We start from the raw sequence: 26,979 nt of genomic DNA, 5'->3' as shown, positions 1-26,979 counted from the left end.
GGAGGCGAGGCGATGCGCGACATTTCCACTCAGCTGGCGCAGTGGCACGCCCGCGGCGAGGATTTTGCACTGGCGACGGTTGTCCGTACCTGGCGATCCTCACCGCGCATGCCCGGTGCTTCTATGGCCGTCTCACGCTCCGGCGAGGTGGTCGGCAGCGTCTCGGGCGGGTGCATCGAGAGTGCGCTGTACGAGATCGCCCAGGAGGTTCTCGCCGACGGCACCAATCGCGTCGAGGTCTTCAGTGTCTCCGACGACGACGCCATCGGAGTAGGGCTGACCTGCGGCGGAACCATCGAAGTGTTTGTCCAGGCCGTCGGAGCCGATTTCGCCGAGTTCGGTCAGGTCTGTGAACGGATCGAAGCCGATACGCCCGTCGTCGTGGTCACCGAAGTGCGTCCGGGAGCGCCGGCGCGGCACCTCGTCGTCGAGCACGGCCGACGAAGCGGGGATCTGGACGCCACGGAGGACGAGGTCTCCATCCTGTTGCGCACTATGGACACCGGTGAGTCCGTAGCCTTTGTCGCGCCGGCGGGAACTCTCATCGATTCGCAGCACGACTTGCTGGTCGAGATCTTCGCGCCGCTACCGAGGATGTACGTCTTCGGAGCCATCGACTTCGCCGCCTCGATGTGTACGTTGGGCGCCTTTGCGGGTTACCGAGTGACCGTCGTGGACGCACGGCCGGTCTTCGCGACACGAGCGCGCTTCCCCGACGCCCACGATCTGGTCGTCATGTGGCCACACAAGTTCCTCGAAACCGCACCGATCGACAACAAAACCGTCCTGGCCGTGCTCACGCACGACGAGAAGTTCGACATCCCCTTGCTCGAGATCGCGCTGCGTTCGCCGGCTGCATACGTCGGCGCGATGGGTAGTCGTGCGACGCATGAGCGTCGGGTGGCGCTGTTGAAGGAGCGAGGCGTCACCGACGCCGAGTTGGGGCGTCTGCACTCACCGATCGGGTTGGATCTCGGCGCCAGGACGCCGGAGGAGACTGCAGTGTCGATCCTCGCCGAGATGACCAAGACCCTGCGCAATGCCTCCGGTTTGGAACTGCGGGATCTGCAGGGGCCGATCCACCCGCCACCTCAGGAGAATCCGACCGCCCTGCATCGAACGGCCTGAGTCGACTGCGCTGAATTCGGACATCTTGTGTTCGGTGGGGATAGGATCGTTTCTTTCGTGAACCATCTTCCGTGATCCGAATGAAATCGAGGTGCCTGCCAAGTGGCAAACCCGGCCGTACCGGCATCCGAGGTGAATGCTGTTCTCTCCGAACTTCTTCGAACCCCGCTCCTTCCTGGTGTTCGAAAGGTCGCCGGCGGCTCCGAAGACCCGACGGTAGCCCGGGTGGGATTCATGGCGGTTCCGGACATCGGACCGTGGCTGCGACACGGACAGTTGCTGATCACCACGCCGGAAACCCTCGCCCGGGTCACCGAAACCTTCAAAGCATTTGTCGGACGGTTGTCGACGCGCGGAGTTGCAGCGCTCGCCGTCCAATTCGGCGCAGACGGGGACACTCTCGCGCCGGAACTGGTCGACGCGGCCGAAAGCGCCGGCTTCCCGCTCCTGGTTTTTCACGGTGCGTGCGATCACCCTGCGGCGAGAGACCGTGAGCAGACGGAGTCGGCCCAGATCGACGCCATGTTCGGGGCCGAGCGCTTGCGACGGCTGCTGGTCGACGTCGTGATGGGCGGCGGCGGCCTCCCACAATTGACCGAGGTCATCGCACGGGAGATGAAGGGCGCCGCCCTGATCACCACCTCGGACGGACGCGAGATCTGCCGCGCCGGGGATGCGGCGGAGCGCAAGCATCTGTCTGCCTGTCCCGCCGTCGATTCCACCGGTCGTCTGCGGACCGACACCGTCGAGGGCGGGTTGGGTCTGCACGAGTTCGACGGTCAATTCATCGCGGTGTCCGCGATTTCCGCCAATCACATCGACCACGGGCGTCTCGCGTTGTTCACCGGTGAGCGCGTGATGACGAGTTACGACCAGTACCTGGTCGAGCGAGCGGCGTCGGTGTGCGCGTTGGTCATCACCCGTGAGCAGGCCGTGGCGTCGGTGGAAGAACGCCATCGCGCCAACTTCGTTCACGACCTGCTCCTCGGCCGGGCCGGGGACCACGATCACGTTGTCTCCCACGCCAAGACGTTCGGTTGGGACTTCGATCGCCCGCTGGTGATCGTCTCGATCGAGCCGGACCCGATCGACGAACCGGCCTCTGCGGCGCCCGCTCGGCTGCCCGTCGTCGATCGCCAGGCGATGGCGTTCTCCGGGGCGATCGCCCACCGCGATCCCGGTGCGGCGGTGACCGCGCTGACGGGCGAGACGGTGATCGTCATGGGCGTCGGCACCGACACGATGGCATTGGTGCGGGACCTCGTCACGGTCGTTCGCGGTGAAGGTGGCGGCGGGAGAAGGCCGTTCAGTGTCGGGGTGTCCCGGCCGACAGCGGCGATCGACGCCGTCCCCGCGCTCTACAGTCAGGCGCGCACCGCACTGACCGTCGGACGCCGGATCTCCGGTCCGTGGACGGTGACTCAGTTCGACGATCTCGGTGTGTACAGACTGCTCAGTCTGGTCGAGGACGAAAACGAGCTGGAGACGTTCGCGCGGGAGACATTGCGGGAACTGACGGAGGAAACTGCCGAAGCGCAGGACATGCGCAAGACATTGGAAGTCTTGCTCGCGACCAACATCAACATCGCCGAGACAGCGCGCAAGCTCCACTTCCATTACAACACACTGCGTTACAGGGTCGTTAAGCTGGAGAAAATGCTTGGACCCTTCACGGCGCAACCCGAGCTACGGCTGGATCTGTCTCTAGCACTGAAGATAACCGCGATGCGCGGCATCAATCACTAATATTGCCAATCCGAGTCCGTGGGTTCTGGCAGATTGTCATCACGTCGATACCCCTGCGCTGTAATAGCGTTTCACTCCAGTCACGGTGTTTTGTGAGCTGGAGCACACTCAGCGTTCGGACACCTTCCTCTGCACGAAAGGTCCCATCATGCCGATTTGGACGTTGCACGGAGATGGAAAGAACATCAGACCGGGTGAAGTGGTCGCTCCCGGCGAGCGGCTCAGCTGGGGAAGAACCATCGGGCTGGGCAGCCAGCACGTGGTGTCGATGTTCGGCGCGACGTTCGTCTTCCCGATCATCATGGGGCTCAATCCTCAACTTGCCGTGATGATGTCGGGCTTTTGTACGCTCTTCTTCCTGCTGGTGGTCAAGGGACGCATTCCCAGCTACCTCGGTACGTCGGCGGCCTTTGTCGGCGGTATCGCCGCCATTCGTGCCCAAGGCGGAACGTCCGCAGAGGTGACCGGCGCGATCCTGGTGTCCGGACTGGTCCTGGCAGCCATCGGTATCGCGATCCACTTCCTCGGTGGCCGGGTCGTATTCAAGGTTCTTCCCCCGGTGGTGACCGGCGCAGTGGTGATGCTGATCGGATTCAACCTGGCACCCGTCGTCGCGGGGCTGTACTGGCCGCAGGACCAGTGGGTGGCTCTGATCGTCATGGTGGCCCTGATCGTCATGAGTATCGCGCTACGTGGCTTCATGGCGCGCATCGCCATCTTCCTCGCGCTGATCTTCGGCTACGTCCTCTCCTGGATCCTCGACCGGGTCTCGGGCACGATCACCTCGTACGACGCAGGCACCGGTCAGATCACCGAGCACTTCCGCGTCAACTGGGATTCGGTGCAGTCGGCGTCGTGGTTCGGCCTGCCCCCGTTCTCGGACGAGGCCAACGGAATCGTCGGCATCCACGCTCCGTCGTTCAGCCTGACGTTCATCATCCTGGTCCTTCCCGGTGTAATCGCGTTGATCGCGGAGAATGCCGGCCACGTCAAGGCAGTCGCAGAGATGACCGGCGACGATCTCGACCCGTACATGGGACGCGCGCTCGCCGGTGACGGTTTCGCCACCGCCATCGCCAGCAGCGTCGGCGGTTCGCCCACCACGACGTACGCCGAGAACATCGGTGTCATGGCAGCGACCCGTGTGTACTCCACCGCCGCCTACGCGGTCGCGGGCATCGTCGCGATGATGCTCGGCTTCTCCCCCAAGTTCGGTGCCGTCATCTCGGCGACGCCCGGCGGTGTTCTCGGCGGAATCACCGTGGTGCTCTACGGCATGATCGGTCTGCTCGGCGCCAAGATCTGGAAGGAGAACGGCGTCGACTTCGGGAATCCGCTCAACCTCATGCCGATCGCGGCCGGTCTGATCATCGGTATCGGCGACACGGCTCTGAAGTTCAGTGACACGTTCTCGCTCAGCGGGATCGCGCTCGGCACCATCGTCGTGATCGGGATGTACCACCTGTGCCAGTTCATCGGTTCGAAGAACCCGGAGCTGAATGCGAAGAATCCGGAACCGAACAAGCCGGATTCGAAGGCTCCCGGCGGCGAACGGGAAGAACCCGCCCCGCAGCTCACGTGACACTTGGCTGAGTGTGCTCGATTGTCGAAGGCCGGACATCCTCCTTGGAGGATGTCCGGCCTTTCGCGGTGTGTGCGTGTTCTGTGTGCTGTGTGCTGATCGATCAGACGGCAGTGCTGGCTTCGACCAGGCCGATACGGTCGATGCGTTCGGTGCGGGTGATGAGCCGTTCAGTCGCATCGGTAGCACTGAGCACGCTCAGCTCGTAGTGCAGTACCGCTCCGACGCGAGTGCAGAAGGCGGCGGATTCGTCCGCGGCATCGGGAAATTCGGGGATGACCCGATCGACGATGCCGCCCGTGAGCAGATCGAAGGACCGTATCCCTTGACCGGCCGCCATCTCCGGAGCGTGCGTGATGTCGTGGAACATGATCGCGCTCGCCCCCTCGGGAGGTAAGGGCGAGAGCCAACCGTGGCGGGCCGCCAGCACTCGATCGGCCGGAATCAGTGCCAGGGCGCCGCCGCCGGTGCCCTGCCCGAGCAGGAGGGAAATGGTCGGGACCTCGAGTGAAATCATGTCGGCTATGCACCGAGCGATCTCGCCGGCCAATCCACCTTCTTCGGCTTCCTTCGACAGTGCCGCGCCTGCCGTGTCGATGATCGTCACCAACGGCAGGTCGAGCTCTGCGGCAAGCCGCATCCCTCGCCGAGCTTCCCGCAGAGCGCCGGGGCCGAGTGGGGAGTGAGCAGTCTGTCCGCGTCGGTCCTGTCCGAGAAGGACGCAGGGCATGTCGCCGAAGCGAACGAGCGCGAGCATGATGCCGGGATCGTTCTCGCCTTGGCCGGTTCCGTTGAGCGGGAGCATGTCCGAGGCGGAATTGAGCAACACTTCCCGGATCCCCGGTCGGTCTTCGCGTCGGGATGCGACGACGGATTCCCACGCCGACGTATCGGGTGGGCAATCGTACGAGCACGGGTCACTCGGCAACGAGTACCCACGACGTCTCGAGGTGATGATGCGCAATGCGCGGTCGACGATTTCGGCGAGCTGGTCTGGCGGCCTCACCGCATCGATGAGTCCGTGCTCGTGAAGGTTCTCCGCTGTCTGGACACCGACGGGGAAAGGTGAGTTGTACAAAGCCTCGAACACCCGGGGGCCGAGGAATCCCACGAGGGCTCCTGGCTCCGCGATCGTCACGTGACCGAGTGACCCCCAGGACGCGAATACGCCTCCGGTGGTGGGGTTTCGGAGGTAGACGATGTAGGGCAGGTGCGCTTCTTTGTGCTTGATGAGCGCCGCGGTGATCTTGACCATCTGCAGAAATGCCGTTGTCCCCTCCTGCATACGCGTTCCTCCGGAGGTGGGAAGCGCAAGAAGGGGCAGCTGCTCTTGCGTCGCTCGACGGATGGCGACGACGAGGCGTTCGCCCGCCGCCACGCCGATCGATCCGCCGAGAAAACCGAACTCGCAGACGATGATTGCCACACGGCGGCCTCGGACGGAGGCGCTTCCGGTCAGGACGGACTCGTCGAGCCCGGTCTTCTCCTGCGCCCGCAGAAGTGCTTCGGCGTAATCGGAGTCGGTCGCGACGGGGATCGGAGGGGTATCCCACGACTCCCAGGTGCCGGCATCGATCACCAGGTCGAGCAAGTCGCGAGCCGTCAGGCGGTTCATCGGGTGAATCCTTGTAGCCACGACATGACTTCGTCAGTGTCTTCACCGAGTACCGGCGGTGCGGTGTGCCGGGTCTCCGTCACTTCGGTTCCGTCCGGATCGAAGAATCGCAGCGGCGGCCCGGGCAGTGTGATGTTGCCGAGCGTGCTGTGGTCGACGTCGACGAGCAATCCCTGTGATCGGGTCTGCTCCCATTCGTACACTTCGGAGATCGTCCGAACCCGTCCTGCCGGTATTCCGATACGGTCGAGTTCGGTCAGAAGCTCGTCACGCGAGTACGGTTTGAAGGTACGTTCGATCAATTCGACTACCTGGAAATGATTCTCGACGCGTTCGGCGTTTGTTGCCATACCGGGGGCGTCGGGATCGAGTTCGAACCCTTCGCAGAATCTTCTCCACAGGCTTTCGCTGCCGACCGAGATCTGCACTGCGCCATCGCCGGTACGAAAGAGTCCGTACGGTGCAATGGAGGGATGGTGGTTGCCTTGCGCTGTGCCTACCTCGCCGGCGACGGTCCACTTCGTTCCTTGAAACGCGTGAACGCCGACCACGCTGGCCAAGAGAGACGTTCGAACGACACGGCCTCTGCCCGTCTGTTCGCGTTCCTTCAAAGCCGCGACGACACCGAACGCCCCGTACATCCCGGCGAGAAGATCGGCGATCGGAACTCCGACTCGTTGAACGTCGTCCGGATTCGAGCCGGTCAGCGACATGAGTCCGGCTTCCCCCTGGGCGATCTGGTCGTAGCCGGCGCGACCACCTTCCGGGCCGTCGTGGCCGAAACCGCTGATGGACAAGACGATCAGTCGAGGATTGAGTTCGGCCAGCCGCTCGGTGGAGAATCCGAGTCGATCGAGAACTCCGGTGCGGAAGTTCTCCATGAGAACGTCGGCGCGGCAGACAAGATCTTCGAGGGTTGCGCGCCCGCTGTCGGATTTGAGGTCGAGCGTGATCGACTTCTTGTTCCGGTTCGTGGAGAGGAAGTACGTCGATTCCCGTTGCGTGTTCGGTGGTTCCAGCGGTGGCTCGACAAAAGGCGGCCCCCACCCACGGGTGTCGTCGCCACCGTGAGGTGATTCGACCTTGATCACGTCTGCACCCAGATCGCCGAGCATCATTGCCGCGTGAGGACCCGCGAGTGCGCGCGTGAGGTCGACGACAATCACGTCGTGTAGCGGACCACTACGAGCACTTGTGTTGTGAGGCTTCGAAGTCGAGTTCATGTCGCACCGCCGTGTTCTGGTGTAATTGGCTGAGCCAGTTGGTGGTTGAGGCCTCCGTAGTTCGGTCGACTCCGGTCCGCTGGACCGAGAAATCGGCCAGGGCCACTGAAGGAGGTATGTGCGGCCCGTCTTTCGAACCGTAAGCGCGCACCGGTCAACGGCACATGGGTAACCTTGCCGATGACGGGTATCAGTGGTGGGTAAGAAGTGACGAACGCTTAACGCACGGCTGGATTGCGGTTGTATCGAACCGTAATTGGGGCGCTCTGTCAGCCTATTTGGTGCATCTTCATGACATTTCGTGCATCTTCATGACCTGCAGGGCGAGTGAGACGTTCAATCGAAGGACGGGGTCGTCGGTGAACGATCCGACGACGCTCTCCAGCTTTCCGATTCTGTATCGCAAAGTGTTGTAGTGCATATGCAGTGCCCGGGACGCCTCGGCGACATTGCAATTGCAGTCGAGCAACGTCTGGAGTGTCAGACGCAAATCTGCGGCTTCGGCGTTGTCCGCCGACAGTGACTTCAGAACGTCATCGGTGAACGAACGCAGTTCGCTCTTGTCCGTCTGGAGCGAAAGGAGTCGGTGTACGCCGAGTTCGTCGAAGTGCGCGATCTGGCCCGGCCCGTTGATACGTCGGCCGACGACCACGGCCGTACAGGCCTGGTCGTAGGCAGCAGGTAGATCGGCCAGGGAGTAGATCACCCGGCTCACTCCCGTGCTGAAGGAGCGGCGGCCGCTGGTGCGATCTCCGGCAACCTTGCGCACCAACCCTTCGATGTCCCGAACCGCACGGTCGGTGCTGGTGGGGAAAAGCGTGACCACCTCGTGTCGAAACCCGACGGAGGGTGCCGTCCGCTCGTGGGTGCGTACCACTTGTTGCCAGCCGTCGCTGAGTCGATCTTGGTCCGTGCGCGTGGAATTCGCGTGCTGGGATTCCGGGTGATCGACGTCGAGTTCTGCAACCACTACGGCAAGTGGACGAGTGACATCCCACCCCAACTGGGTGAAGTGCGCGCTCACTTCCGCCGGCGAGCCGGCTTCACCTATCAGTGCGTCGCGGAGGAAGTCGCCGCGGAATTTGGATTCCACTGCCGCAACTGCCAGCTGCTTGGTGACGGCCAGCGCAGCAACGGTGGCCGCTCGCTCCAGCGCTTGGACGACAACTGCGCCGAGTTCGTGGGTGCCGGCGTACGCGACCATTCGGCCGTGGTCGGTGCCGCCGGCCACCACCCGGGTGAGCGCCAACTGACCAGGAAATCCTTTGGGCGCGTTCTGTAAACCGACAGCGACCCGTTCGGTCAGGAACCGACCGGTGCTTTCGAACAACGGAAGCGCGTTCAGCGCGGCTGAATCTCCGGCCTCCGTCAACACTCTTCCGTCCGGCGAGCAGATGAGAACGCTGACGTCGAAAAGCGCGGCGAATTCCGCGGCAATCTGGGGTAGATCGCCACCTTCCAAGACGATCGACGTCAACGAGCGGTGAAGACGATCGGCAATGTCGAGTGCCGCAGACTGCTTCGCCACCAACTTGGTGAAGACCTCCGAGATCACCTCGTCGAATCCTGCGGTGACGGGAAGAACCAACAACGGCAGCCCTCGCTGCTCTGCCATGTGCAGCATGGCTTCCGGCAGTTCGTCGAGATAGCGGCCCGTTTTAACGGCAAGTGCCGCGACTCCTCGGCGTGCGAGACCGTCGACGAGGTCGCTGAGATCTGTATCGTCGAGAAGCTCTCCGGTTCGCCCGTAACGCAGCGGGAACCCGGTTGTCACCAACAGTTCGTTCGGCTTCACCCAAGCGAGGATGTCCGGTACTTCCATCACGTTCACCGATTGAACGAGGTGGCGCAAGCCCCCGTGCCCGGCAAGGACTTCGGCTCCACGCAGACTGGGCAGCTCGAGGACATCCCGAACCGTCAGTCTGTAGTCGCCACCTTCTGGCAAATGTTGAAGCTCTTCGCTCGAATATTTGGCAGATCTATCCATGTCGCGAGACTACGCTCGATCACGCGACGAACATTGTCAACAGTTGACGAAAATAGCCTCTCGAAATGAGTGGTTCTCCGTATGTCTGCCAACTACCGTGGTCCGAATTGGCGATCGCCCGCGTCTCCGAGTCCAGGTACCAGGAAAGCATTTTCGTTCAGGCCGTCGTCGATGCTCGCAGTGAGGAGCCTGACTGGATGTCCGGAGTTCCTCAGTGCTTCGATCCCCTCCGGAGCCACGACGACACATATTGCAGTCACATCGGTGGCTCCGCGTGCAATGAGCAGATCGATTGTGCGGATGATGGATCCACCGGTCGCCAACATCGGATCGAGGACGTAGACGGGGGTGCCCGACAGATCAGCGGGAAGGGACTCCAGATACGGAACCGGTTGGTGTGTCTTCTCGTCTCGTGCCATTCCCACGAAACCGACACCTGCCTGCGGAATAAGGGCACTCGCCTGCTCGACCATGCCGAGGCCTGCTCGCAAGACCGGTACCAGGAGCGGTGGATTTGCCAGCCGCACTCCCAGCGTCGGAGCAACTGGCGTCTCGATGTCGAACTGTTCCACTTCTGCGCCGCGCATGGCCTCGTAGACCAACATATGGGTCAGTCTGCGCAAGGCGGACCGGAAAGTTGCGTTGTCGCTGCGAGCGTCGCGCATGGTCGTGAGCAGCGATGCCGCCAGCGGATGGTCGACAACAGTGGTGTCCATGGTCGAATCGTAAGTGAGAACCGATGGGGCGGCGCACAACCGGTGAATTGGAGTCGAAATAACCAATCGCGGTTTTCGTTTGGGCAACTATTGACGATGCCGAAGGGTTCGAGTCGTCATAGCGTGGTCGGCATGGCAGTTCCGAACCGCTCGGCTGGGCTGGGCGCCAGGAGCTGTCAAGGCCCAATTTTGCCTCCACGATTCCCTATACAAGGAGATGCCAATGCCCGAAGCAATCGAGGTCCGTAAGGTTCCGCTACACAGCGTCTCCGACGCCAGTGAGCTCGCCAAGCTGATCGACGACGGTGTCCTCGAGGCCGACCGCGTCATTGCAGTCATCGGCAAAACCGAGGGTAACGGCGGCGTCAACGACTACACGCGAATCATCGCGGACCGAGCGTTTCGAGAGGTTCTCTCCGCCAAGGGTAATCGCAGCCCCGAAGAGGTGGCGGAGGTGCCGATCGTCTGGTCAGGCGGCACGGACGGTGTGATCAGCCCGCACGCGACGATCTTCGCGACGGTACCGGCAGACAAGGTCACCAAGACCGACGAGCCGCGACTGACCGTGGGTGTCGCCATGAGTGAGCAGCTGCTGCCCGAGGACATCGGTCGTACCGCAATGATCACCAAAGTAGCTGCGGCAGTGAAAGATGCGATGGCCGATGCCGGAATCACCGATCCCGCCGACGTGCACTACGTACAGACCAAGACTCCGTTGCTGACAATCCACACCATCCGTGACGCCAAGAGTCGCGGCAAGACCGTGTGGACCGAACAGACTCATGAGTCGATGGACCTGTCCAACGGCGGTACGGCGCTCGGAATCGCGGTTGCACTCGGCGAAATCGACATGCCGACCGACGAGGATGTCATGCACAGCCGCGAGCTCTTCTCCTCTGTTGCATCCTGCTCGTCCGGCGTCGAGTTGGACCGTGCTCAGATCGTTGTCGTCGGTAACGCACGTGGCGTCGGCGGACGCTACCGGATCGGCCACAGCGTGATGAAGGATCCGCTCGACCAGGACGGCATCTGGGCGGCGATCCGTGACGCCGGACTCGAACTTCCGGAGCGGCCGCACTCGAGCGACCTGGACGGTCAACTCGTCAACGTGTTCTTGAAGTGCGAGGCCAGCCAGGACGGAACGGTCCGCGGCCGTCGTAATGCGATGCTCGACGACTCCGACGTGCACTGGCACCGCCAGATCAAGTCGTGCGTAGGTGGAGTCACGGCAGCTGTCACCGGTGATCCGGCAGTGTTCGTCTCGGTCTCGGCAGCGCATCAGGGCCCCGAGGGCGGCGGCCCTGTCGCCGCCATCGTCGATCTCGGTCAGTAGCCGGTAAGAACCTCGCTGGAAACTTCGACAGTCGCGCGCCGCCACCGGTAATTCGTCCTCGAATCAGTTGCCGGTGGCGGCGAATCCGACCGAGATTCTGCCGGCGCAACCCACTTCACTGCTTGAAAGGATTCACGATGGTTCATGCTGCTGACCCTGTCGACGAGAGCGTTTCCGGTGCGCCCGAGAATCGCGAGCTCGTCATGGCCGATGCGGTCACGCTCAGTGGTCTGATACGCAGGCGTGAAGTGTCGTGTGTCGAGGTGATGGACAGCTACCTCGACCAGATCGAAGTTCATAACCCGGCGGTGAACGCGATCGTCGCATTGCGGGATCGGGAAGCGTTGACGGCGGAGGCGCGCGAGCGTGATTCGCAGTTGGCGAGTGGGCAGTATCTCGGTTGGATGCACGGGTTTCCGCATGCGGTGAAGGATCTTTCGGCAGCCAAGGGTCTGCCGTTCACGTCCGGGTCGCCGATGTTCGCGGATCGAATCGCCGAAGAGGACGACCTGTTCGTCAAGCGGATCAAGTCTGCCGGTGCCATCGTGATCGGCAAGACGAACACACCGGAGTTCGGGCTCGGATCGCAGACGTACAACCCGGTGTGGGGTACGACGGTGTCGCCGTACGACAATTCGCGCACTGCCGGCGGTAGCAGCGGAGGCGCAGCAGCGTCGTTGGCGCTTCGCATGCTGCCGGTGGCTGATGGAAGCGATTACATGGGTTCGCTCCGAAACCCGTCGGCGTTCAACAACGTTGTTGGGTTTCGACCTTCCTGGGGTCGGATACCGGAGACGGGATTCATCGCTCAGGGCGCTGTTGTGGGTCCGATGGGCCGAACCGTCACCGACGTGGCTCACCTGCTCTCCACGATGGCGGGACCGGATGCCTATGCACCGTTGGGGATTCGTGAGAATCCCGCTGTGTTCACCGAAAGCCTCGCACGGGATCTGAAGGGCTCTCGGATCGCATGGGTCGGTGACTGGAACGGCTACCTGGCAACCGAACCTGGAGTTCTCGAGTTGTGCGAATCCTCGTTCGAGGTCTTCGAACAGTTGGGGTGCCGCGTCGAGGCTGCGCTTCCCGACTTCAAACCCGAGGACATCTGGCAACTGTTCCTGCGATGGCGTTGGTGGGCGCAGCTCGGTTTGATCGATCAGTACAACGATCCGAGTTTGCGTGAGTTGATGAAGCCCGAACTGTTGTGGGAACTCGGGCATGCGGTCACCCTCTCGGCACTCGACGTGACCAAGGCTGCGGAGGCCCGCAACGGCTGGCTGTCGGCCATTACCAAGATGTTCGAAACCTACGACTACATTCTCGCGCCGAGTGCTCAGGTGTTTCCTTTCGACAAGAACACTCACTGGCCCGAGACCGTCGACGGGCGGTCGATGGACACGTATCACCGGTGGATGGAGACGGTTGTTCCCTGGACGATGGCCGGGGTTCCGGTTGCGGGGATGCCGGTCGGCTTCGACGATCGTTCGCTTCCCATGGGTATCCAGATCATCGGCCGGCACGGAGCCGACGTGGACGTACTCCAACTCGCCTACGCATTCGAGCAGGCAACCCAGTGGGTCGAGCGGGTTCTTCCTCCCGCACTCCGCGTGAACTGACCTAATCTATTTCGAACGTATCCAGTTGGGAGAGAACGACGATGGCTTCGGCATTGTGGCACGGGTTCGCGGACATGGGCGCTGTGGAGAAGAACGGCGCGTTTGTCGTCTCTCGCGGTGAGGGCGCGTACATCTGGGACCGCGAGGGCACTCGGTATCTGGATGCGACGGCCGGCCTGTGGTTCACCAATGTCGGGCACGGGCGCACGGAGATCGCGGACGCGGTGGCGGCTCAGTTGTCGAAGATCGCTCATTTCTCGAATTTCGGTGATTTTGTTCCCGAGACCACGCAGGTGTTGGCGGAGCGGTTGGCGACGATCGCGCCGGTTGCCGGGAGCAAGATCTTCTTCACTTCGGGTGGTTCGGATTCGGTGGACACTGCGGCGAAGCTCGCTCGCCGGTACTGGCACGAGGTGGGGCAGCCGGAGAAGGTGATCATCGTCGGTCGTCAGAAGGCGTACCACGGAATGCATGTTGCGGGAACGGCTCTGGCGGGTATTGCGGTGAACCGTGAGGGGTACGGCGAGTTGATGGCGGATGCGGCCACGGTCGGCTGGGATGATGCGAAGAGTCTGCTCGAGTTGATCGAGAGGATCGGTGCGAACAGGATCGCCGCGTTCTTCGCGGAGCCGATCATCGGTGCCGGTGGGGTGTATCTTCCGCCGGAGGGGTACCTGGCCGAGGTGCGCGACATCTGCCGCGAGCACGACATTTTGTTTGTCGTCGACGAGGTCGTGACCGGTTTCGGTCGTATCGGCGGCGAGTGGTTCGCGTCTACTCGTTTCGATTTGCAGCCCGACATGATGACCACGGCAAAGGGTTTGACGTCCGGTTACGTTCCGATGGGTGCGGTGTTCATCGCGCCGCGGGTGGCGGAGCCGTTCTATGCGGGTTCGTGGTGGCGTCATGGTTACACGTACGGCGGGCATGCCGGTGCTGCTGCGGCGGCGATGGCGAACCTCGACATTCTCGAGCGTGAGAATTTGCTTGGGGAGTCGAAGCGTCTGGAGGCGTCGTTGCATACGCATCTGCAGCCGTTGGCCGAGCATCCGCGGGTGGCGGAGGTTCGTAGTGGGCTCGGTGCGGTCGCTGCGGTGCAGTTGGCTGATCCGGCGGAGGCTTTGCCGTTCGTGAAGACGTTGCGTGAGCACGGTATTTCGGGTCGCGCGGCGGGTCAGGGTGCGATGCAGATTTCGCCGACGTTCGTCATGACCGACGATCAGGTCGCGGAGATGGCAGCAGGGATCCTCGCAGCCCTGGGCTAGGTACCTCGTTTTCCGTTGACAGACATCGTGTTACGGAATCATTAAGCCGAAGAAAATGTTTGGACCCTTCGCGGCGCGGTCCTCATTTCGGTCGAAACTGTCTCCAGCACTGACGATGACCCCTGCCCGCGTCATCTGCCACCATTGTTGCCAATCTCGGCGAGTGGGTTCTGGCAGATTGTCATCACGTCCAAATCTGATTGCTGCATTAGCGTTTCACTCCAGACACGGTGTTTGTGAGCTGGGGCACAAAGCATTTCGAACACCTTCCTCCTTCGCGAAAGGTCTCGTCATGCCGATCTGGACGTTGCACGGAGACGGAAAGAACATCGGACCCGGTGAAGTGGTCGCTCCCGGCGAGCGACTCAGTTGGGGAAGAACCATCGGGTTGGGTGGCCAGCATGTCGTGTCGATGTTCGGCGCGACGTTCGTCTTCCCGATCATCATGGGGCTCAATCCTCAACTTGCCGTGATGATGTCGGGCTTTTGTACGCTCTTTTTCCTCCTGGTGGTCAAAGGACGCGTCCCCAGTTACCTCGGTACGTCGGCGGCCTTCGTCGGCGGCGTTGCCGCTATTCGTGCTCAGGGTGGAACGACGGCGGAAGTGACCGGTGCGATTCTGGTGTCGGGGTTGGTTCTGGGATTCGTCGGCATCGCCATCCACTTTCTCGGCGGTGGCGTCATCAGTAAAGCGCTACCGCCGGTGGTCACCGGCGCTGTGGTGATGCTGATCGGTTTCAACCTGGCGCCCGTTGTCGCGGGGTTGTACTGGCCGCAGGACCAATGGGTGGCACTGATCGTGATGGTTGCCCTGATCGTGATGAGCGTTGCGCTACGCGGCTTCCTGGGACGTATCGCCATTCTCGTCGCGCTGGTTTTCGGCTACATCTTCTCGTGGGTCCTCGACCGGGTCTCCGGTCCGATCACGTCCGCCGGCGGTAGTGGAGCACCCACCGAGCACTTTCGTGTCAACTGGGATTCGGTGCACTCGGCGTCATGGTTCGGGTTGCCGCCGTTCTCGGACGAAGCCAACGGAATCGTCGGTATCCACGCTCCCTCGTTCAGCCTCACGTTCATCGTTCTGGTCCTTCCCGGTGTCATCGCACTGGTCGCGGAAAACGCCGGTCACGTCAAGGCCGTCGCCGAGATCACGGGCGACGATCTCGACCCGTACATCGGACGCGCAATTGCCGGTGACGGTTTTGCCACCGCCATCGCCAGCGCAGTAGGCGGCTCTCCCACGACGACACACGCCGAGAACATCGGTGTCATGGCGGCCACTCGGGTGTACTCGACCGCCGCGTACGTGATCGCGGGTGTCATCGCGATCCTGCTCGGCTTCTCCCCCAAGTTCGGGGCGGTCATGGCGGCGACTCCCGGCGGCGTTCTCGGCGGAATTCTTGTGGTTCTGTTCGGCATGATCGGTCTGCTCGGCGCCAAGATCTGGAAAGAGAACGGTGTCGACTTCGGGAATCCGCTGAATCTGATGCCGATCGCCGCCGGTCTGATCATCGGTATCGGCGACACGGCTCTGAAGTTCAGTGACACGTTCTCACTCGGAGGCATCGCGCTCGGCACCATCGTCTTGATCGTGATGTACCACTTCTGCCAGTTCGTCGGGTCCAGGAACCCCGAACTGAACAGGCCGGAGCCCGGCAGGCGACCGGGCTCCACGACGGGTCCGGATACGTCAGATGACGAACGGGAAGAGCCCGTGGCGCAGCTCACGTGATGCCAAGTTGAATGTATGCCAGGTATGACCCGTGACCGTTGTCACATCTGCACAAAACGTGAAGTGACTCATAGAGGCAGGATTGAGTAATGAAACCGTCGCCGCTGACTTATCACCGACCGTCCTCGGTCGAGGACGCGTGCCGAATCCTCTCCGAGGTCTCTCACGAGGGGAAGGTGCTCGCCGGTGGGCAATCGCTTGTGCCGCTGCTGTCCATGCGCCTCGCCGCGCCCGCCCACATCGTCGACATCGGATCGATCCCGAACCTCGCTTCGGTGACCTCGTCCGAAGACGAAGGAGTGCGGTTCCAGGCCCTGGCCACGCACTCGGTGCTGGCGGCCGACGAAGGTGCTCGTCGAGTTCAGCCTCTACTGAACCGTGCTCTGCAGTTGGTAGCGCACCCCACGATCCGTAACCGCGGGACGAGCGTCGGTTCCATCGTCCATGCCGACCCGTCGGCGGAGATGCCGGCAGTCCTGACACTGCTCGGCGGCAGCGTGACCGTCCAGTCGGTGCGTGGCACCCGCGAGATCGCGTCGACGGATCTCTTTGCCGGTCCTCTCGAGTCGAGCCTGGAATCGGACGAGATCGCGGTGTCGGTGTCGGTGCCCGGCGCCGAACCCGGAGTGGGGACCGCCATCGACGAGATCGCGCGTCGTCACGGTGACTATGCACTGGTCGGCGTCGTCGCCCGGATTCGCGTGGTCGACGGTCTGGTGGCCGAAGCGCACATGACGTACGTGTCCGCCGGAGAACTGGGGCAGGTCGTGGACTACACGGACGTGCTGGCGGGGGCGTCCGCGACGGATCAGCGAGACCCGCGATGGCGCACTCTCGGAGAATGCGCCCGCGCGCAGATAGATACCGAGGCAGACATTCACGGGACGGCGGCGTACCGCTCGCAGTTGGTGTCCGCGCTCACGGCGCGGGTCGGCTTCGCGGCGGCAACGGATGCTCTCAGTGAGAACGCAGTACTGGCAGGAAAGTGGTGACAATGTCCAAAAACGATCGCTCCATCGATGATCAACTTGCCGAGTTGGCAGCAGACACCGGTGAGCACCATGTGGCCGTGACGTTCACGCTCAACGAGGTGACGAGCACCGTCGTTCTTCCCTCCCGCACTTTGGCTTCGGATGCCATTCGTCACCACCTCCGTAAGACGGGCACGCACGTCGGTTGTGAACACGGCGTGTGTGGTGCGTGCACCGTGCTGCTCGACGGAAAGCCGGTTCGGTCCTGCCTCGTCCTCGCTGCCAGCCTCGAAGGTCGATCGATCACGACCGTCGAAGGCCTCGTCGAGCCGGACGGTACTTTGCATCCGGTTCAGCAGGCGTTCAAGGATTGTCACGGTCTGCAGTGCGGATTCTGCACTCCGGGATTCGTGACGACCATCGCGGCGTTTCTCGAGGAGAACCCCAATCCCACACGTGAGGAAGCAACCGACGCGATCGCGGGAAACCTTTGCCGTTGTACGGGATACCAGAACATCAGGGCGTCGGTTCTGCGCGCAGCCGAGATCAAGCGTGAACGGGCCGGGCAGTTCCCGCTCGGAATCGACGACGCGTCCACTCGGGAGGCGTTGGATCGCAAGGTGCGGGGAACAACGAATCCCGTCGGAGGACGGGCGGGTAAGGCATGAGTACTCCGGTCAAACCAGCAAAGCGCAACGGGGCGAAGCACCCCGCTTCCGATCATTCGACGGCCGATCATTCGGTTGCCGACGACGGCAAGTTCTTCGGTAAACCGATTCCGCGCGAGGAAGATACGCGTCTGCTCAGCGGTCAGGGGCGATACCTCGACGATCTGGGCCACAACGCGCTGATCGCGGCATTCGTCAGGTCGCCGCACGCTCATGCGCGAATCATCGACATCGACATCGACCAGGCGCTGGAAGTGCCTGGTGTGCATGCCATCTACACCTACGAAGATCTCCTGGCCGACACGCCGGAAATGGCGGAGAACCTGCCACTGCTCATTCCGCATCCGGGAATCATCGCTCCGCGCAACGGGTATCCCCTCGCGAAGGACGAGGTGAAGCATGTCGGCGAAGCCATCGCCATGGTGGTCGCCGACAACCGGTACATCGCCGAGGACGCTTGCGCGAAGATCGACGTCACCTACGAGGCGCTGAAGCCTGTAGTGGGGATCGACGTCGCTCGCACTGCCGCCAACGCCGTCCACGCCGACGTTCCGGACAACGTCGCCGCTCACCTGCAGCACGGGTTCGGAGATCTGGATGCCGAACTGGCCGCCGCGCCGCACCGACTGACGCTGGATCTCGAAATCGAGCGTTCGGCTTCCATGCCGATGGAGGGCAAGGGTGTCTACGCGCGCTGGGACGGCGACGAGAACACCCTCACGTTCTGGACCTCCACCCAGACCTCCACGTCCGCCCGCGCCGCAATCGCCGCGCGATTGGGGATGGCGCTGAACAAGGTTCACTGCATCGCTCCTGACGTCGGCGGTGGATTCGGCGTCAAGATCGTTCACCCGTGGCCCGAAGAAGTGATGATCACGTGGGCCGCTCGACGCCTCGGCCAGGCCGGCATCTCCTGTGAGGTGAAGTGGGTCGAGGATCGCCGTGAGCACTTCATCTCGAGCGCGCACGAGCGTGGGCAGATCCAGAAGGTCGACATCGGATTCGACGACGAGGGTCGCCTGTTGGCGTTCGACTTCACGTTCTGGCACGACAACGGTGCCTACCTGCCGTACGGGATCATCGTCATGATCAACACCGCGACGCAGGTTCTCGGGCCGTACAAGCCGAAGTCGTTCCGGGTCAACGCCTATTCGCTGTACACCAACACGGTCATCGTGACCCCGTACCGCGGCGCCGGACGTCCGCAGGCAGTGTTCGCTATGGAGCGATCCATGGACGCCATCGCCAAGTACCTGAACAAGGACAAGATCGCGGTGCGGGAGGCGAACTTCATTCGCCCTGAGGACATGCCGTACGACTTCGGCCTGATGTTCCAGGACGGACGCCCGTTGATCTACGACACGGGCGACTACCAGGCAGGCATCGACAAGCTCAAGAAGCTCATCGACTGGGACGGATTTCCCGAGTACCAGAGGAAGGCTCGCGCCGAAGGGCGGTCGGTCGGAATCGGTATCGGTGCGTACGTCGAGGGAACCGGCCCGGGACCTTACGAGGGTGCCCACGTCGTGGTCGAGACGTCCGGAAAGGTCAAGGCGGCAACAGGCTTGACGACGCAAGGCCAAGGCCATCAGACCGCGTTCGCCCAGATCGTTGCGGACGATCTCGGAGTCAAGGTCTCCGACGTCGAGATCGTCACGGGTGATACCCGCCGGTTCGGTTATGCCGTAGGCACTTTCGCCTCGCGTGGGGCGGTCATGTCGGGTTCGGCCTTCCATGTCGCGGCGCAGATGGTCGCGGAGAAGGCGAAGAAGATCGCCTCCGGAATCTTGGATCTGCCGGAAACCGAACTGGAACTCCGGGAAGGCCACGTGTGCAAGATCGGCACCGAAGCCGGTGTGGAAGGTACGTCCGTACCGCTGAGTGTTGTTGCCGTGCTGTCGAACCCGCTACGATATGCGTTCGACCGTGAGTCGAAGCTGGCCACCGGTTTCGCCAAGACCGACACGGACATGTCGAAGCCGCCGATTCCCGAGGGTGAGCAGCCTGGTCTGGAAGCAACCGGCTACTACTCGCCGCCCAGTTCCACCTTCGCTTCGGGAGTGCACGCGGCGATCGTCGAAACCGATCCCGTGACAGCCGAGATCACGGTCCGTCGTTACGTTGTCATCCACGACTGCGGAAACGTGATCAACCCCCGCATCGTCGAAGGCCAGGTCATGGGCGCCGTCGCGCAAGGTATCGGCGGCGCACTCTACGAGCGGATCGTCTACGACGAGCACGGGCAGATGCTCAACGCGTCGTACATGGACTTCTTGATGCCGTTCGTCACCGAGATGCCGGATTCGCTCGAGATGGATCACACCGTCACGCCGTCAGGGCTCAACCCACTCGGAATGAAGGGTGCCGGTGAGGCCGGTGTGATCCCCACCAGCGCCGTCATCGCGGCCGCCATCGAGGACGCCGAAGGAATCTCGATCACGTCCATGCCCATTTCACCGTCCGAACTGTTCGAACTTCGACTCGCACATGCGGGTTCGTCATCAGAGGAGAATGCATGAGAATCGCCGGCACCGCGCAGCTGACGGCACCTCGCGAAGAGGTCTACGACAAGCTCCAGGACGGTCGTGTACTGGCCGCGACCATTCCCGGTGTGCAGTCGCTCGAGCAGCTCACGGACAATCACTACAAGCTCTCCATCATGGCCGGAGTTGCGTCGATCAAGGGCGTCTACGACGGCGAGGTTGTTCTGTCGCAACAGAATCGGCCCAATTCGTTTGTCATGACGGCTTCGGGGGCTGGTGCTCCCGGCACGGTGAAGGCGGACGTCACGGTCACCTTGACGGAGAACGAGGGTGGCACGCTGCTTTCGTATGACGCCGACGCCGTGGTCGGCGGGATGGTCGGCGGCGTCGGGCAGCGCATGATCACCGGTGTAGCCAAGAAGATGGCCGGGGTGTTCTTCAAGAGCATCGACGGCGTCATTGCCAACGGCATCCCCGAGAAGGTCACTGCCGCCGTGGCCGCGGCAATACCGGCAGCGTCGGTCGAGGCGGTGCCGGTAGTTTCCGGAGCTGTCGCGGCACCGGCGATTCTTCCGGCCGCTGCACCGACAGCGGGTGGCGCCGATGCTCGCACGGTGATGGTCAGCGCCGTCGTCGGCGCAGCCATTGCTTTGTCAGGTGTTGCTATAGGCGGATTCCTGGCGCGTTCTGGTTGTCGCGAGTAGTTCACTCAGGTGTCAACAGCTGATTCACGATGAGGGAAACGCCCCGAACCGACCAGGTTCGGGGCGTTTTTCACGTCCGCGTAACCCACGGGGGCGCCGGCGAAGATCCGCTCGTGATCGTGCGCCGAACCTTGGTCCCCCGATTCGGCGAATTGTGACAAAGAATCCGCCCTTCCGAACCTGTGGAATAGCACTACACGTCAGGTACGAGCCACTCACCGGCTAGGCCGCAACCGTCGATCGGTACCAGACGAGACGAGCCAAAGATCTCAGGAGGAAGCGTGGAACCCAGGAAGATTCGGGTCGGTATCGATACCGGCGGAACGTTCACCGACATCGTGGCAGTGGACGACGAAACCGGCGCCATCGTCACCACCAAGACCCCGTCCACCCCGGCGGATCCCGCCGAGGGCTTTCTCGCCGGTATCGAGAAAGTGCTCGCCAAGCTCGGCGAGAGCGGCGACTCGATCGGTGCGGTCAGCCACGGCACGACCGTTGCGACCAACAAGCTGCTCGAAGGCAAGGTCGAGAACCTCGGCTTCATCACCACCGAAGGCTACGAGCACGTTCTCGAAATCGCTCGTCAGTCGGTGCCGGACGGCTACGGCAACTCGTACTTCTGGGTCAAGCCCGAACGCATCGTTCCCGCCGATCGTGTACGCACCGTCGGTGGACGGCTTTCCTTCGACGGCAGCGAGATTCGTCCGCTCGACGAAGAGAGCGTTCGCAGCGCAGCGCAGTTCTTCAAGGACCGCGGCATCCGGACCATCGGCGTCTGCCTCATGCACTCGTACGCCGATCCGACGCACGAGGAGCGCGTTCGCGACATCCTCTTCGAGGTCTTCCCCGATGCGACGGTGAGCATCTCGAGCCAGGTGCTTCGTGAGTACCGCGAATACGAGCGGTCCATCACCACTCTCGTCGACGCCGCGGTCAAGCCGAACATCCGAAACTACGTGAACAACATCGCGAATCGTCTGCGTGAGTTCTCGACCACCGACGGCGAACCCCGCGACATACCGTTCTACGTCATGAAGTCCAACGGCGGTGTCCTGTCAGCCAAAGAGGTTGTTCACCAGCCTATTACGACAGTCCTGTCGGGACCGGCTGCCGGAGCTCTCGGTGCTGCGCTGATCGCCGATGCGGCCGGCGTCGAGCAGGTGTTGACCTGTGACGGCGGCGGAACATCGACAGACGTCACCGTCGTGGTTCGCGGCGAGCCCGCGCTGACCACCGAAGGGCGAGTAGGCAACTACCCCTCGAAGATCCCGATGATCGACGTCGTGACCGTCGGCGCCGGCGGTGGCTCGATCGCGTGGATGACGCCGGAACGCACCCTCCGAGTCGGCCCTCAGTCGGCGGGCGCCGATCCCGGACCGTTGTGCTACGGCAAGGGCGGCAGCGAACCGACCATCACCGACGCGCACGTCCTGCTCGGGCGCATCCCACCCCATCTGCTCGGCGGCGAAATTCCCCTCGACACAGAACTGGCACGCAAGGGCCTCGAAGAGCTTGCAACACAGCTCAGTCTGGGCTTCGAGGAGTGTGCGGTCGGTGTCCTCGAGGTTTCGGCGTGGAACCAGGCCAACGCCCTGCGTCAGATCACGGTCAAGCGTGGCCTCGACGTTCGCGACTTCACCCTCGTGACGTTCGGCGGCTCCGGCTCCCTGCTCGCCTGCCGTCTCGTCGACATCCTGGGTCTGAAAGACGTTCTTGTCCCGCTCAATCCGGGTAACGTCTCCGCGTTCGGTCTGCTGACGGTCGATGTCCGCAACGACTACGTCCAGACGCATGTCAGTCGTCACGACCGGTTGAAGGCTGAAGACCTGCAGAGCCAGTTCGACGCGTTGGCCGGCGAAGCCGAGATCGCGCTCGCCGAAGAGGGTTTCGACGAGACGCAGCGCAAGTACTCCCGTACTGCGGATCTGCGTTACCTCGGTCAGGCCTTCGAGGTACGCGTCCCGGTGGCGGAAGGTACCGTCACGGCGCAGATCATGGACGACGCGGCCGAGGCGTTCCATCAGGCGCACCGCGAACTGTACGGCTACGACTTCCGGGGAGACCCGTCGCAGCACGTGGAATGGGTCAACCTGCGCGTGAGTGGCATCGGCCCGATCAAGCGTCCGACGCTCAAGGAGATCCCCGCCGGCACTGGCGCCGACACCGCCCGAACCGGTTCGCGGCAATCGTATTTCGACAGCTGGGTCGAAACTGCTACCTACGACCGCACGCTGCTCGGTGCGGGTGACGTCATCGAAGGACCGGCCGTGATCGAGGAGTTCAGCTCGACTGTCCCGATCCACCCCGGATTCTCGGCACGTATCGACACCTTCGGGAACATTCGTATCTCGAAGTCTTCCGACTCGAACGGAGTGAAGTGATGACCGCCATTCTCGATGCTGCTGCTGCCACCGCGGCCAAGCCGTACCGACTCACCGCTACCGACGGTGCGTCACCTGATCCGATTTTGGTCGAGATCGTCGCCGGTTACCTCGCCAGCGTGGAAATGGAAGTCGAGACCTCCATTTCGCGCACCTCGCGTTCGCCGATGATCCGTGACGCTCACGACTTCCGCGCGGGTATTCACGACCGGAACCTCCGCAAGCTCACGGGCCGTTCGTATTCCGCCCTGGTTCATCCGATCGCCCGGGACTTCCCACTCGAGACGATGAAGCCGGGAGACGTGTACTTCCACAACGACGTCTACCTGTCCGAAGGTGGCATCGGCCATCTCCCCGACCTCTGCGTCACGGTGCCTGTCTTCGCCCGCGTCACTCCCGATGCCGAGCCGAAGGTTGTTGCGTTCGTTCAGGCATTCGGTCACCACGACGACATCGGCGGTTGCTGCCCCGGCTCCATGCCGTCCGGCGCCACCACGGTGTACGAAGAGGGTTTGATGGTTCCGCCGATCAAACTGTGGGACCAGGGAGTTCCCAACGAGGCGGCGCTGCGCATCATGACGCGTAACTCCCGCATGCCGGACGCTCTCGCAGCTGACCTCGACGCCGAGTGCTCGGCGTGCCTGATGGGGGCGCGTCGACTCACCGAATTGTTCGAGCGCTACGGCGTCGACACCGTCGAGTCGTGCTTCGACGCGATGATGGACGCGACCACCGAGACGTACCGCCGCGAGATCCTCAGCAAGATCCCGGTCGGTGAGTACACGTGGGAGGACTACGCCGAGCACGACGGCGTCGACGAGCCGATGCTCCACATCCAGCGGATCACGCTCACGAAGACGCGGCCGGAGGACGAGGGCGGCGAGCGACTCATCCTGGACTTCAACGGAACCGGACCGCAGGCAAAGGGCCCGATCAACCACTGCGGTGACTACGCGGACGGAAACTTCCTCATCAAGTGGTTGGCCCCGATTCTGCGTAACCTCGCGGACACCCCCGAGCGCATGGCCGAACTGGATGTCAACGAGGGCGTCGTACCGCTGATCGAGATGAAGTTCCCCGAAAAGGGAACATTGATCACCCCGATCTTCCCTGCCCCCACCAACGCTCGCACCTTTGTCATCCTCCGTCTGCTCGGAGTGCTGGCCGGCGTCGTCGCCAAGGCTGTGGACGGCAACATGCCCGCCGACCAGGAGACCATCAGGTACACCGGTGTTTACGGTGAAGACTTCGAGGGTCACTCGTACCTCATGCGTGAGGTGCTCGGCGGCGGTTCGGGCGGACGCTATTACGCCGACGGTGAGGACACGATTCACGTCGTTCCCGATTCACGGAACCTGCCGACCGAATTCACCGAGAGCCGTTTCCCCTTCATCGTCGAGAAGCTCGGTCTGGCCATGGATTCCGGCGGAGCCGGACGCTACCGCGGCGGCCTGGGATACGAGAAGCACATCCGGATGCTCAAGGATGCGCACTTCATGTCCATTGCGGATCGTTCGATCCTCGCCTGCTGGGGAGTCAAGGGCGGCAAGGCCGGTCGGCCGTTCTCCGTGGTCCTGGATCCGGGTGGACCGAACGAGCGTGAGTTCGACGCTCTGACCGATGCCGAGCCGATCAAGGCCGGCGAGGTCGTACGGATTCGCACCACCGGTGGTGGCGGTTGGGGAGATCCACTGGAGCGCCCGATCGAAGAGGTCTTGCGAGACATTCAGTGGCGCAAGGTTTCCGTGGAGGGCGCACGCGACGACTACGGTGTTGTCGTGATCGAGGGTGACGAGCCGTCGGTCGACGAGGCTGCTACCACGGAGCTACGGGATCAGTTGCGCTCGGAGCGCGGTGAGAACGAACCCTTCTTCGATCGGGGTCCGGGCTACGCGCAGCTTTCCGGTGGCGCCACCTCAGCGGTCTACGACTACGTCTAGGACGGAAAACTCTCATGGAGAACGGAATTGCTCGCGGCGCCGACATCGCGGTGATCGGCGCCGCGGGTAAGACCGGTGAGGCAGTCGTCGCTGCACTGCCGCCGAGCGTGACAGTTCGGCGACTGGTGCGAAAGGCGCGTGTCGACGGGGACTTCGAGGTAGAACTCGAAACGGGAAGAGGGCTGCGCAAGGCGCTCGCCGGGTGCCGAGGTGTGTACTTCATTGCCCCGAACGTCCATCCCGACGAGCCGGCACTGCTTCGCAATGCGCTGACGGCAGCGGCTTCGGCGGGGGTGGAGCACTTTGTCTATCACTCCGTGGCGTGGCCGTTCAGCCCGTCAATGCCGCATCACCTGGACAAAGCCAGGTGTGAGGACGAACTGCATCGTTCTCCCTTGAAATGGACTGTGCTGCAACCATGTGCGTACGCGCAGAATTTCGAAGCAGTACTCACGGGTCGGTCAGAGACCATCGTCGTGCCGTACAGCGCGGACACGAGGTTCTCGTTCGTGAGTTTGGCGGACGTGGCAGCTGTTGCCGCGGTCGTCCTGAGCGAGGGCCCGGGCGAGCATCACGGAGCGACGTACGAGGTGGGCGGCCCGCAAGCTCTGAGCGTCATGGAGGTGGCACAGATGGTGGAGAAGCAGACGTCACGTACCGTCGCGATAGAACAGATCAGCGTGGATCAATGGCGTGAACAGAGCGGCAGCGGCCTGGACGTCAACGCCAGCTCACGATTGGCGGCGATGTTCGAGTTCTACAACCACCACGACTTCCTTGCGGGCAGTGCTGCCGTGGAACTGCTTCTGGGTCGCCGACCGATGGGCGTCGAGAGCCTGATTCGGTGAGGCTTGCTACGCAATGCCTCCTGCCGCCCAGACAACCAGTGGGGGCAGGGCGGCGAGGATCAGGCAGACCGTTCCGTTGAGCCACTTGTGTTCCACCGTGACGGCGGCGAACTCGCGCAGAATAGCGCTCGGCAGGTAGTACCGGGCGGTGTGGGAACCGATGACTTCTGCGTCCAGATCGAGGCTTCGGGCAAACGTTGCGGTTCGGAGTATATGGAAGTTGCTGGTGACCAGAACCATTCGAGGCCTCGTGGTGTCGGCGCGGAGAAGGTCCCTGGTGTACTCGAGATTCTCGAGGGTGGTGGTCGAACGGTCCTCTAGCATCACGTTCTCGCGCGGGATCCCGTGATCGACGAGGTAGACGCACATTGCCTCAGCCTCGCTGACCACCTCGTCCGATCCCTTCCCGCCGCTGACGACCAACAGCGGTGAACGTCCTTCGCGGACCTCGGCGCGGAAGACGTCCGCGGCCTTGTCCAGACGGCTGGCCAGCAGGGGCGTCACGTCGGCACCCGAAAGCCCGGCGCCGTGCACCACTATCGCGTCCATCCCGGGCTGGTACTTCTGGCGTCCGTACACGTAGGAGTAGAGCAGAAAGCTCGTGAACAGAAACCCCAGGTACGACGCGACCAGGCTGAACGATCCGAGAACGACTGCGAGCCAATATCTCTGCGTCAGCAACGCTGATGCGAGCAGTACGTAGGGAACGAGCAGTCCGAGTCCGGCGACGAGGGAGAGCAGGTTCGCCACGCTGAATCCCTCGCGCCGCAGCATCGTGACCCCGTTGACGATCAGGAATCCTGCAAGCAGGAGCACCAGCAACGGCGAGAGCAGAGCGATCGTCGCGATGACGAACGACGGGATCTCGGTCCCCGGTGCACCCGACTGCAGCATCCACAGACCGGTGAAGATCACTCCGAGAAGTAGATAGACGCCGTTGCTCAGCCTCCGCCGATCCTGCCTGAACCGGTAGCCGCAGAATCCGAGCAGCGCGAGGCCGATGAGGAGAAGGATCACGGAGCCAGACTAGGCGAGGTGCCC

The 26,979-nt window shown here is 62.8% G+C and carries 19 protein-coding genes; 14 read left to right on the top strand and 5 right to left on the bottom strand.

The window, feature by feature from the left end:
• The first annotated feature begins 12 nt into the window (after nt 1-12).
• The 3 genes from GJB56_RS21710 to GJB56_RS21700 all read left to right on the top strand — a co-directional run bounded on the left by GJB56_RS21710 (nt 13) and on the right by GJB56_RS21700 (nt 4,456).
• A complete protein-coding gene (locus GJB56_RS21710; RefSeq protein ID WP_113682904.1) occupies nt 13-1,128 on the top strand; it encodes an XdhC family protein in 1,116 nt (371 codons plus the stop codon).
• A 102-nt stretch (nt 1,129-1,230) separates the two neighbouring features.
• A complete protein-coding gene (locus GJB56_RS21705; RefSeq protein ID WP_019746100.1) occupies nt 1,231-2,874 on the top strand; it encodes a PucR family transcriptional regulator in 1,644 nt (547 codons plus the stop codon).
• 148 nt (nt 2,875-3,022) lie between these two features.
• A complete protein-coding gene (locus GJB56_RS21700) occupies nt 3,023-4,456 on the top strand; it encodes a uracil-xanthine permease family protein (RefSeq protein ID WP_020971407.1) in 1,434 nt (477 codons plus the stop codon).
• Between the two features lie 103 nt (nt 4,457-4,559).
• On the opposite strand, the gene GJB56_RS21695 is transcribed toward GJB56_RS21700, so the two are convergent.
• The 4 genes from GJB56_RS21695 to upp form a co-directional block, all read right to left on the bottom strand.
• A complete protein-coding gene (locus GJB56_RS21695; protein ID WP_020909751.1) occupies nt 4,560-6,071 on the bottom strand; it encodes a carboxyl transferase domain-containing protein in 1,512 nt (503 codons plus the stop codon).
• Nucleotides 6,068-7,294, bottom strand: coding sequence for a CaiB/BaiF CoA transferase family protein (locus GJB56_RS21690; protein ID WP_019746097.1), 1,227 nt, complete (start codon nt 7,292-7,294; stop codon nt 6,068-6,070). Before GJB56_RS21690 ends, GJB56_RS21695 begins: the two co-directional genes overlap by 4 nt.
• Nucleotides 7,295-7,583: 289 nt before the next feature.
• Entirely contained in the window at nt 7,584-9,281 is a 1,698-nt protein-coding gene (locus GJB56_RS21685; protein WP_003946020.1) for a PucR family transcriptional regulator, read from the bottom strand.
• A gap of 92 nt (nt 9,282-9,373) precedes the next feature.
• Nucleotides 9,374-9,997 carry a uracil phosphoribosyltransferase gene (upp, locus tag GJB56_RS21680; RefSeq protein ID WP_019746096.1) on the bottom strand — a complete coding sequence of 208 codons (624 nt, stop codon included), beginning with the start codon at nt 9,995-9,997 and terminating at the stop codon, nt 9,374-9,376.
• A gap of 223 nt (nt 9,998-10,220) precedes the next feature.
• Between upp and GJB56_RS21675 the strand changes: the two genes are divergently transcribed.
• From GJB56_RS21675 to GJB56_RS21625, 11 genes are all read left to right on the top strand, one after another.
• Nucleotides 10,221-11,330 (top strand): ring-opening amidohydrolase, encoded by a 1,110-nt coding sequence (locus tag GJB56_RS21675; protein ID WP_003946033.1) that lies wholly within the window; start codon nt 10,221-10,223, stop codon nt 11,328-11,330.
• A 137-nt stretch (nt 11,331-11,467) separates the two neighbouring features.
• Nucleotides 11,468-12,946 carry an amidase gene (locus tag GJB56_RS21670; protein WP_020971405.1) on the top strand — a complete coding sequence of 493 codons (1,479 nt, stop codon included), beginning with the start codon at nt 11,468-11,470 and terminating at the stop codon, nt 12,944-12,946.
• 41 nt (nt 12,947-12,987) lie between these two features.
• Complete coding sequence (locus tag GJB56_RS21665; protein ID WP_113682844.1) at nt 12,988-14,211, top strand: aminotransferase family protein; 1,224 nt, start codon at nt 12,988-12,990, stop codon at nt 14,209-14,211.
• Nucleotides 14,212-14,503: 292 nt separating this feature from the next.
• The gene (locus GJB56_RS21660; protein WP_020909747.1) at nt 14,504-15,943 is read left to right on the top strand and encodes a uracil-xanthine permease family protein; all 1,440 of its coding nucleotides are present in this window, start codon (nt 14,504-14,506) and stop codon (nt 15,941-15,943) included.
• Between the two features lie 89 nt (nt 15,944-16,032).
• Nucleotides 16,033-16,935 (top strand): FAD binding domain-containing protein, encoded by a 903-nt coding sequence (locus GJB56_RS21655; protein WP_019746091.1) that lies wholly within the window; start codon nt 16,033-16,035, stop codon nt 16,933-16,935.
• 2 nt (nt 16,936-16,937) lie between these two features.
• Nucleotides 16,938-17,582, top strand: a complete 645-nt coding sequence (locus GJB56_RS21650; RefSeq protein WP_029256750.1) for a (2Fe-2S)-binding protein — start codon at nt 16,938-16,940, stop codon at nt 17,580-17,582.
• Nucleotides 17,579-20,101: an aerobic carbon-monoxide dehydrogenase large subunit gene (gene cutA / locus GJB56_RS21645; RefSeq protein ID WP_019746089.1), complete on the top strand. Its 2,523-nt coding sequence runs from the start codon at nt 17,579-17,581 to the stop codon at nt 20,099-20,101. Before GJB56_RS21650 ends, cutA begins: the two co-directional genes overlap by 4 nt.
• The gene (locus tag GJB56_RS21640) at nt 20,098-20,769 is read left to right on the top strand and encodes an SRPBCC family protein (protein ID WP_113682843.1); all 672 of its coding nucleotides are present in this window, start codon (nt 20,098-20,100) and stop codon (nt 20,767-20,769) included. The genes cutA and GJB56_RS21640 overlap by 4 nt, the downstream gene beginning before the upstream one ends.
• 281 nt (nt 20,770-21,050) lie before the next feature.
• Nucleotides 21,051-23,150 (top strand): hydantoinase/oxoprolinase family protein, encoded by a 2,100-nt coding sequence (locus tag GJB56_RS21635; RefSeq protein ID WP_019746087.1) that lies wholly within the window; start codon nt 21,051-21,053, stop codon nt 23,148-23,150.
• Nucleotides 23,150-25,090 (top strand): hydantoinase B/oxoprolinase family protein, encoded by a 1,941-nt coding sequence (locus GJB56_RS21630; RefSeq protein WP_003946069.1) that lies wholly within the window; start codon nt 23,150-23,152, stop codon nt 25,088-25,090. Before GJB56_RS21635 ends, GJB56_RS21630 begins: the two co-directional genes overlap by 1 nt.
• A 14-nt stretch (nt 25,091-25,104) precedes the next feature.
• A complete protein-coding gene (locus GJB56_RS21625) occupies nt 25,105-25,938 on the top strand; it encodes an NmrA family NAD(P)-binding protein (protein ID WP_113682842.1) in 834 nt (277 codons plus the stop codon).
• Between the two features lie 6 nt (nt 25,939-25,944).
• Here GJB56_RS21625 and GJB56_RS21620 read toward each other — a convergent pair whose 3' ends face one another.
• A complete protein-coding gene (locus GJB56_RS21620) occupies nt 25,945-26,955 on the bottom strand; it encodes a YdcF family protein (RefSeq protein WP_113682841.1) in 1,011 nt (336 codons plus the stop codon).
• Between the last annotated feature and the right edge of the window lie 24 nt (nt 26,956-26,979).

Origin of the sequence: Rhodococcus sp. AQ5-07 (assembly GCF_009707305.1) — a bacterium.
GTDB classification, from domain to species: Bacteria; Actinomycetota; Actinomycetes; order Mycobacteriales; family Mycobacteriaceae; genus Rhodococcus_F; species Rhodococcus_F erythropolis.
This window is presented reverse-complemented; position numbering and strand designations above follow the sequence as displayed.

Coding starts and splice junctions, on each gene's coding strand:
- GJB56_RS21710 (WP_113682904.1), top strand. CDS start 13: ATGCGCGACATTTCCACTCAGCTGGCGCAGTGGCACGCCCGCGGCGAG.
- GJB56_RS21700 (WP_020971407.1), top strand. CDS start 3,023: ATGCCGATTTGGACGTTGCACGGAGATGGAAAGAACATCAGACCGGGT.
- GJB56_RS21695 (WP_020909751.1), bottom strand. CDS start 6,071: ATGAACCGCCTGACGGCTCGCGACTTGCTCGACCTGGTGATCGATGCC.
- GJB56_RS21690 (WP_019746097.1), bottom strand. CDS start 7,294: ATGAACTCGACTTCGAAGCCTCACAACACAAGTGCTCGTAGTGGTCCG.
- GJB56_RS21685 (WP_003946020.1), bottom strand. CDS start 9,281: ATGGATAGATCTGCCAAATATTCGAGCGAAGAGCTTCAACATTTGCCA.
- upp (WP_019746096.1), bottom strand. CDS start 9,997: ATGGACACCACTGTTGTCGACCATCCGCTGGCGGCATCGCTGCTCACG.
- GJB56_RS21675 (WP_003946033.1), top strand. CDS start 10,221: ATGCCCGAAGCAATCGAGGTCCGTAAGGTTCCGCTACACAGCGTCTCC.
- GJB56_RS21670 (WP_020971405.1), top strand. CDS start 11,468: ATGGTTCATGCTGCTGACCCTGTCGACGAGAGCGTTTCCGGTGCGCCC.
- GJB56_RS21665 (WP_113682844.1), top strand. CDS start 12,988: ATGGCTTCGGCATTGTGGCACGGGTTCGCGGACATGGGCGCTGTGGAG.
- GJB56_RS21660 (WP_020909747.1), top strand. CDS start 14,504: ATGCCGATCTGGACGTTGCACGGAGACGGAAAGAACATCGGACCCGGT.
- GJB56_RS21655 (WP_019746091.1), top strand. CDS start 16,033: ATGAAACCGTCGCCGCTGACTTATCACCGACCGTCCTCGGTCGAGGAC.
- GJB56_RS21650 (WP_029256750.1), top strand. CDS start 16,938: ATGTCCAAAAACGATCGCTCCATCGATGATCAACTTGCCGAGTTGGCA.
- cutA (WP_019746089.1), top strand. CDS start 17,579: ATGAGTACTCCGGTCAAACCAGCAAAGCGCAACGGGGCGAAGCACCCC.
- GJB56_RS21640 (WP_113682843.1), top strand. CDS start 20,098: ATGAGAATCGCCGGCACCGCGCAGCTGACGGCACCTCGCGAAGAGGTC.
- GJB56_RS21630 (WP_003946069.1), top strand. CDS start 23,150: ATGACCGCCATTCTCGATGCTGCTGCTGCCACCGCGGCCAAGCCGTAC.
- GJB56_RS21625 (WP_113682842.1), top strand. CDS start 25,105: ATGGAGAACGGAATTGCTCGCGGCGCCGACATCGCGGTGATCGGCGCC.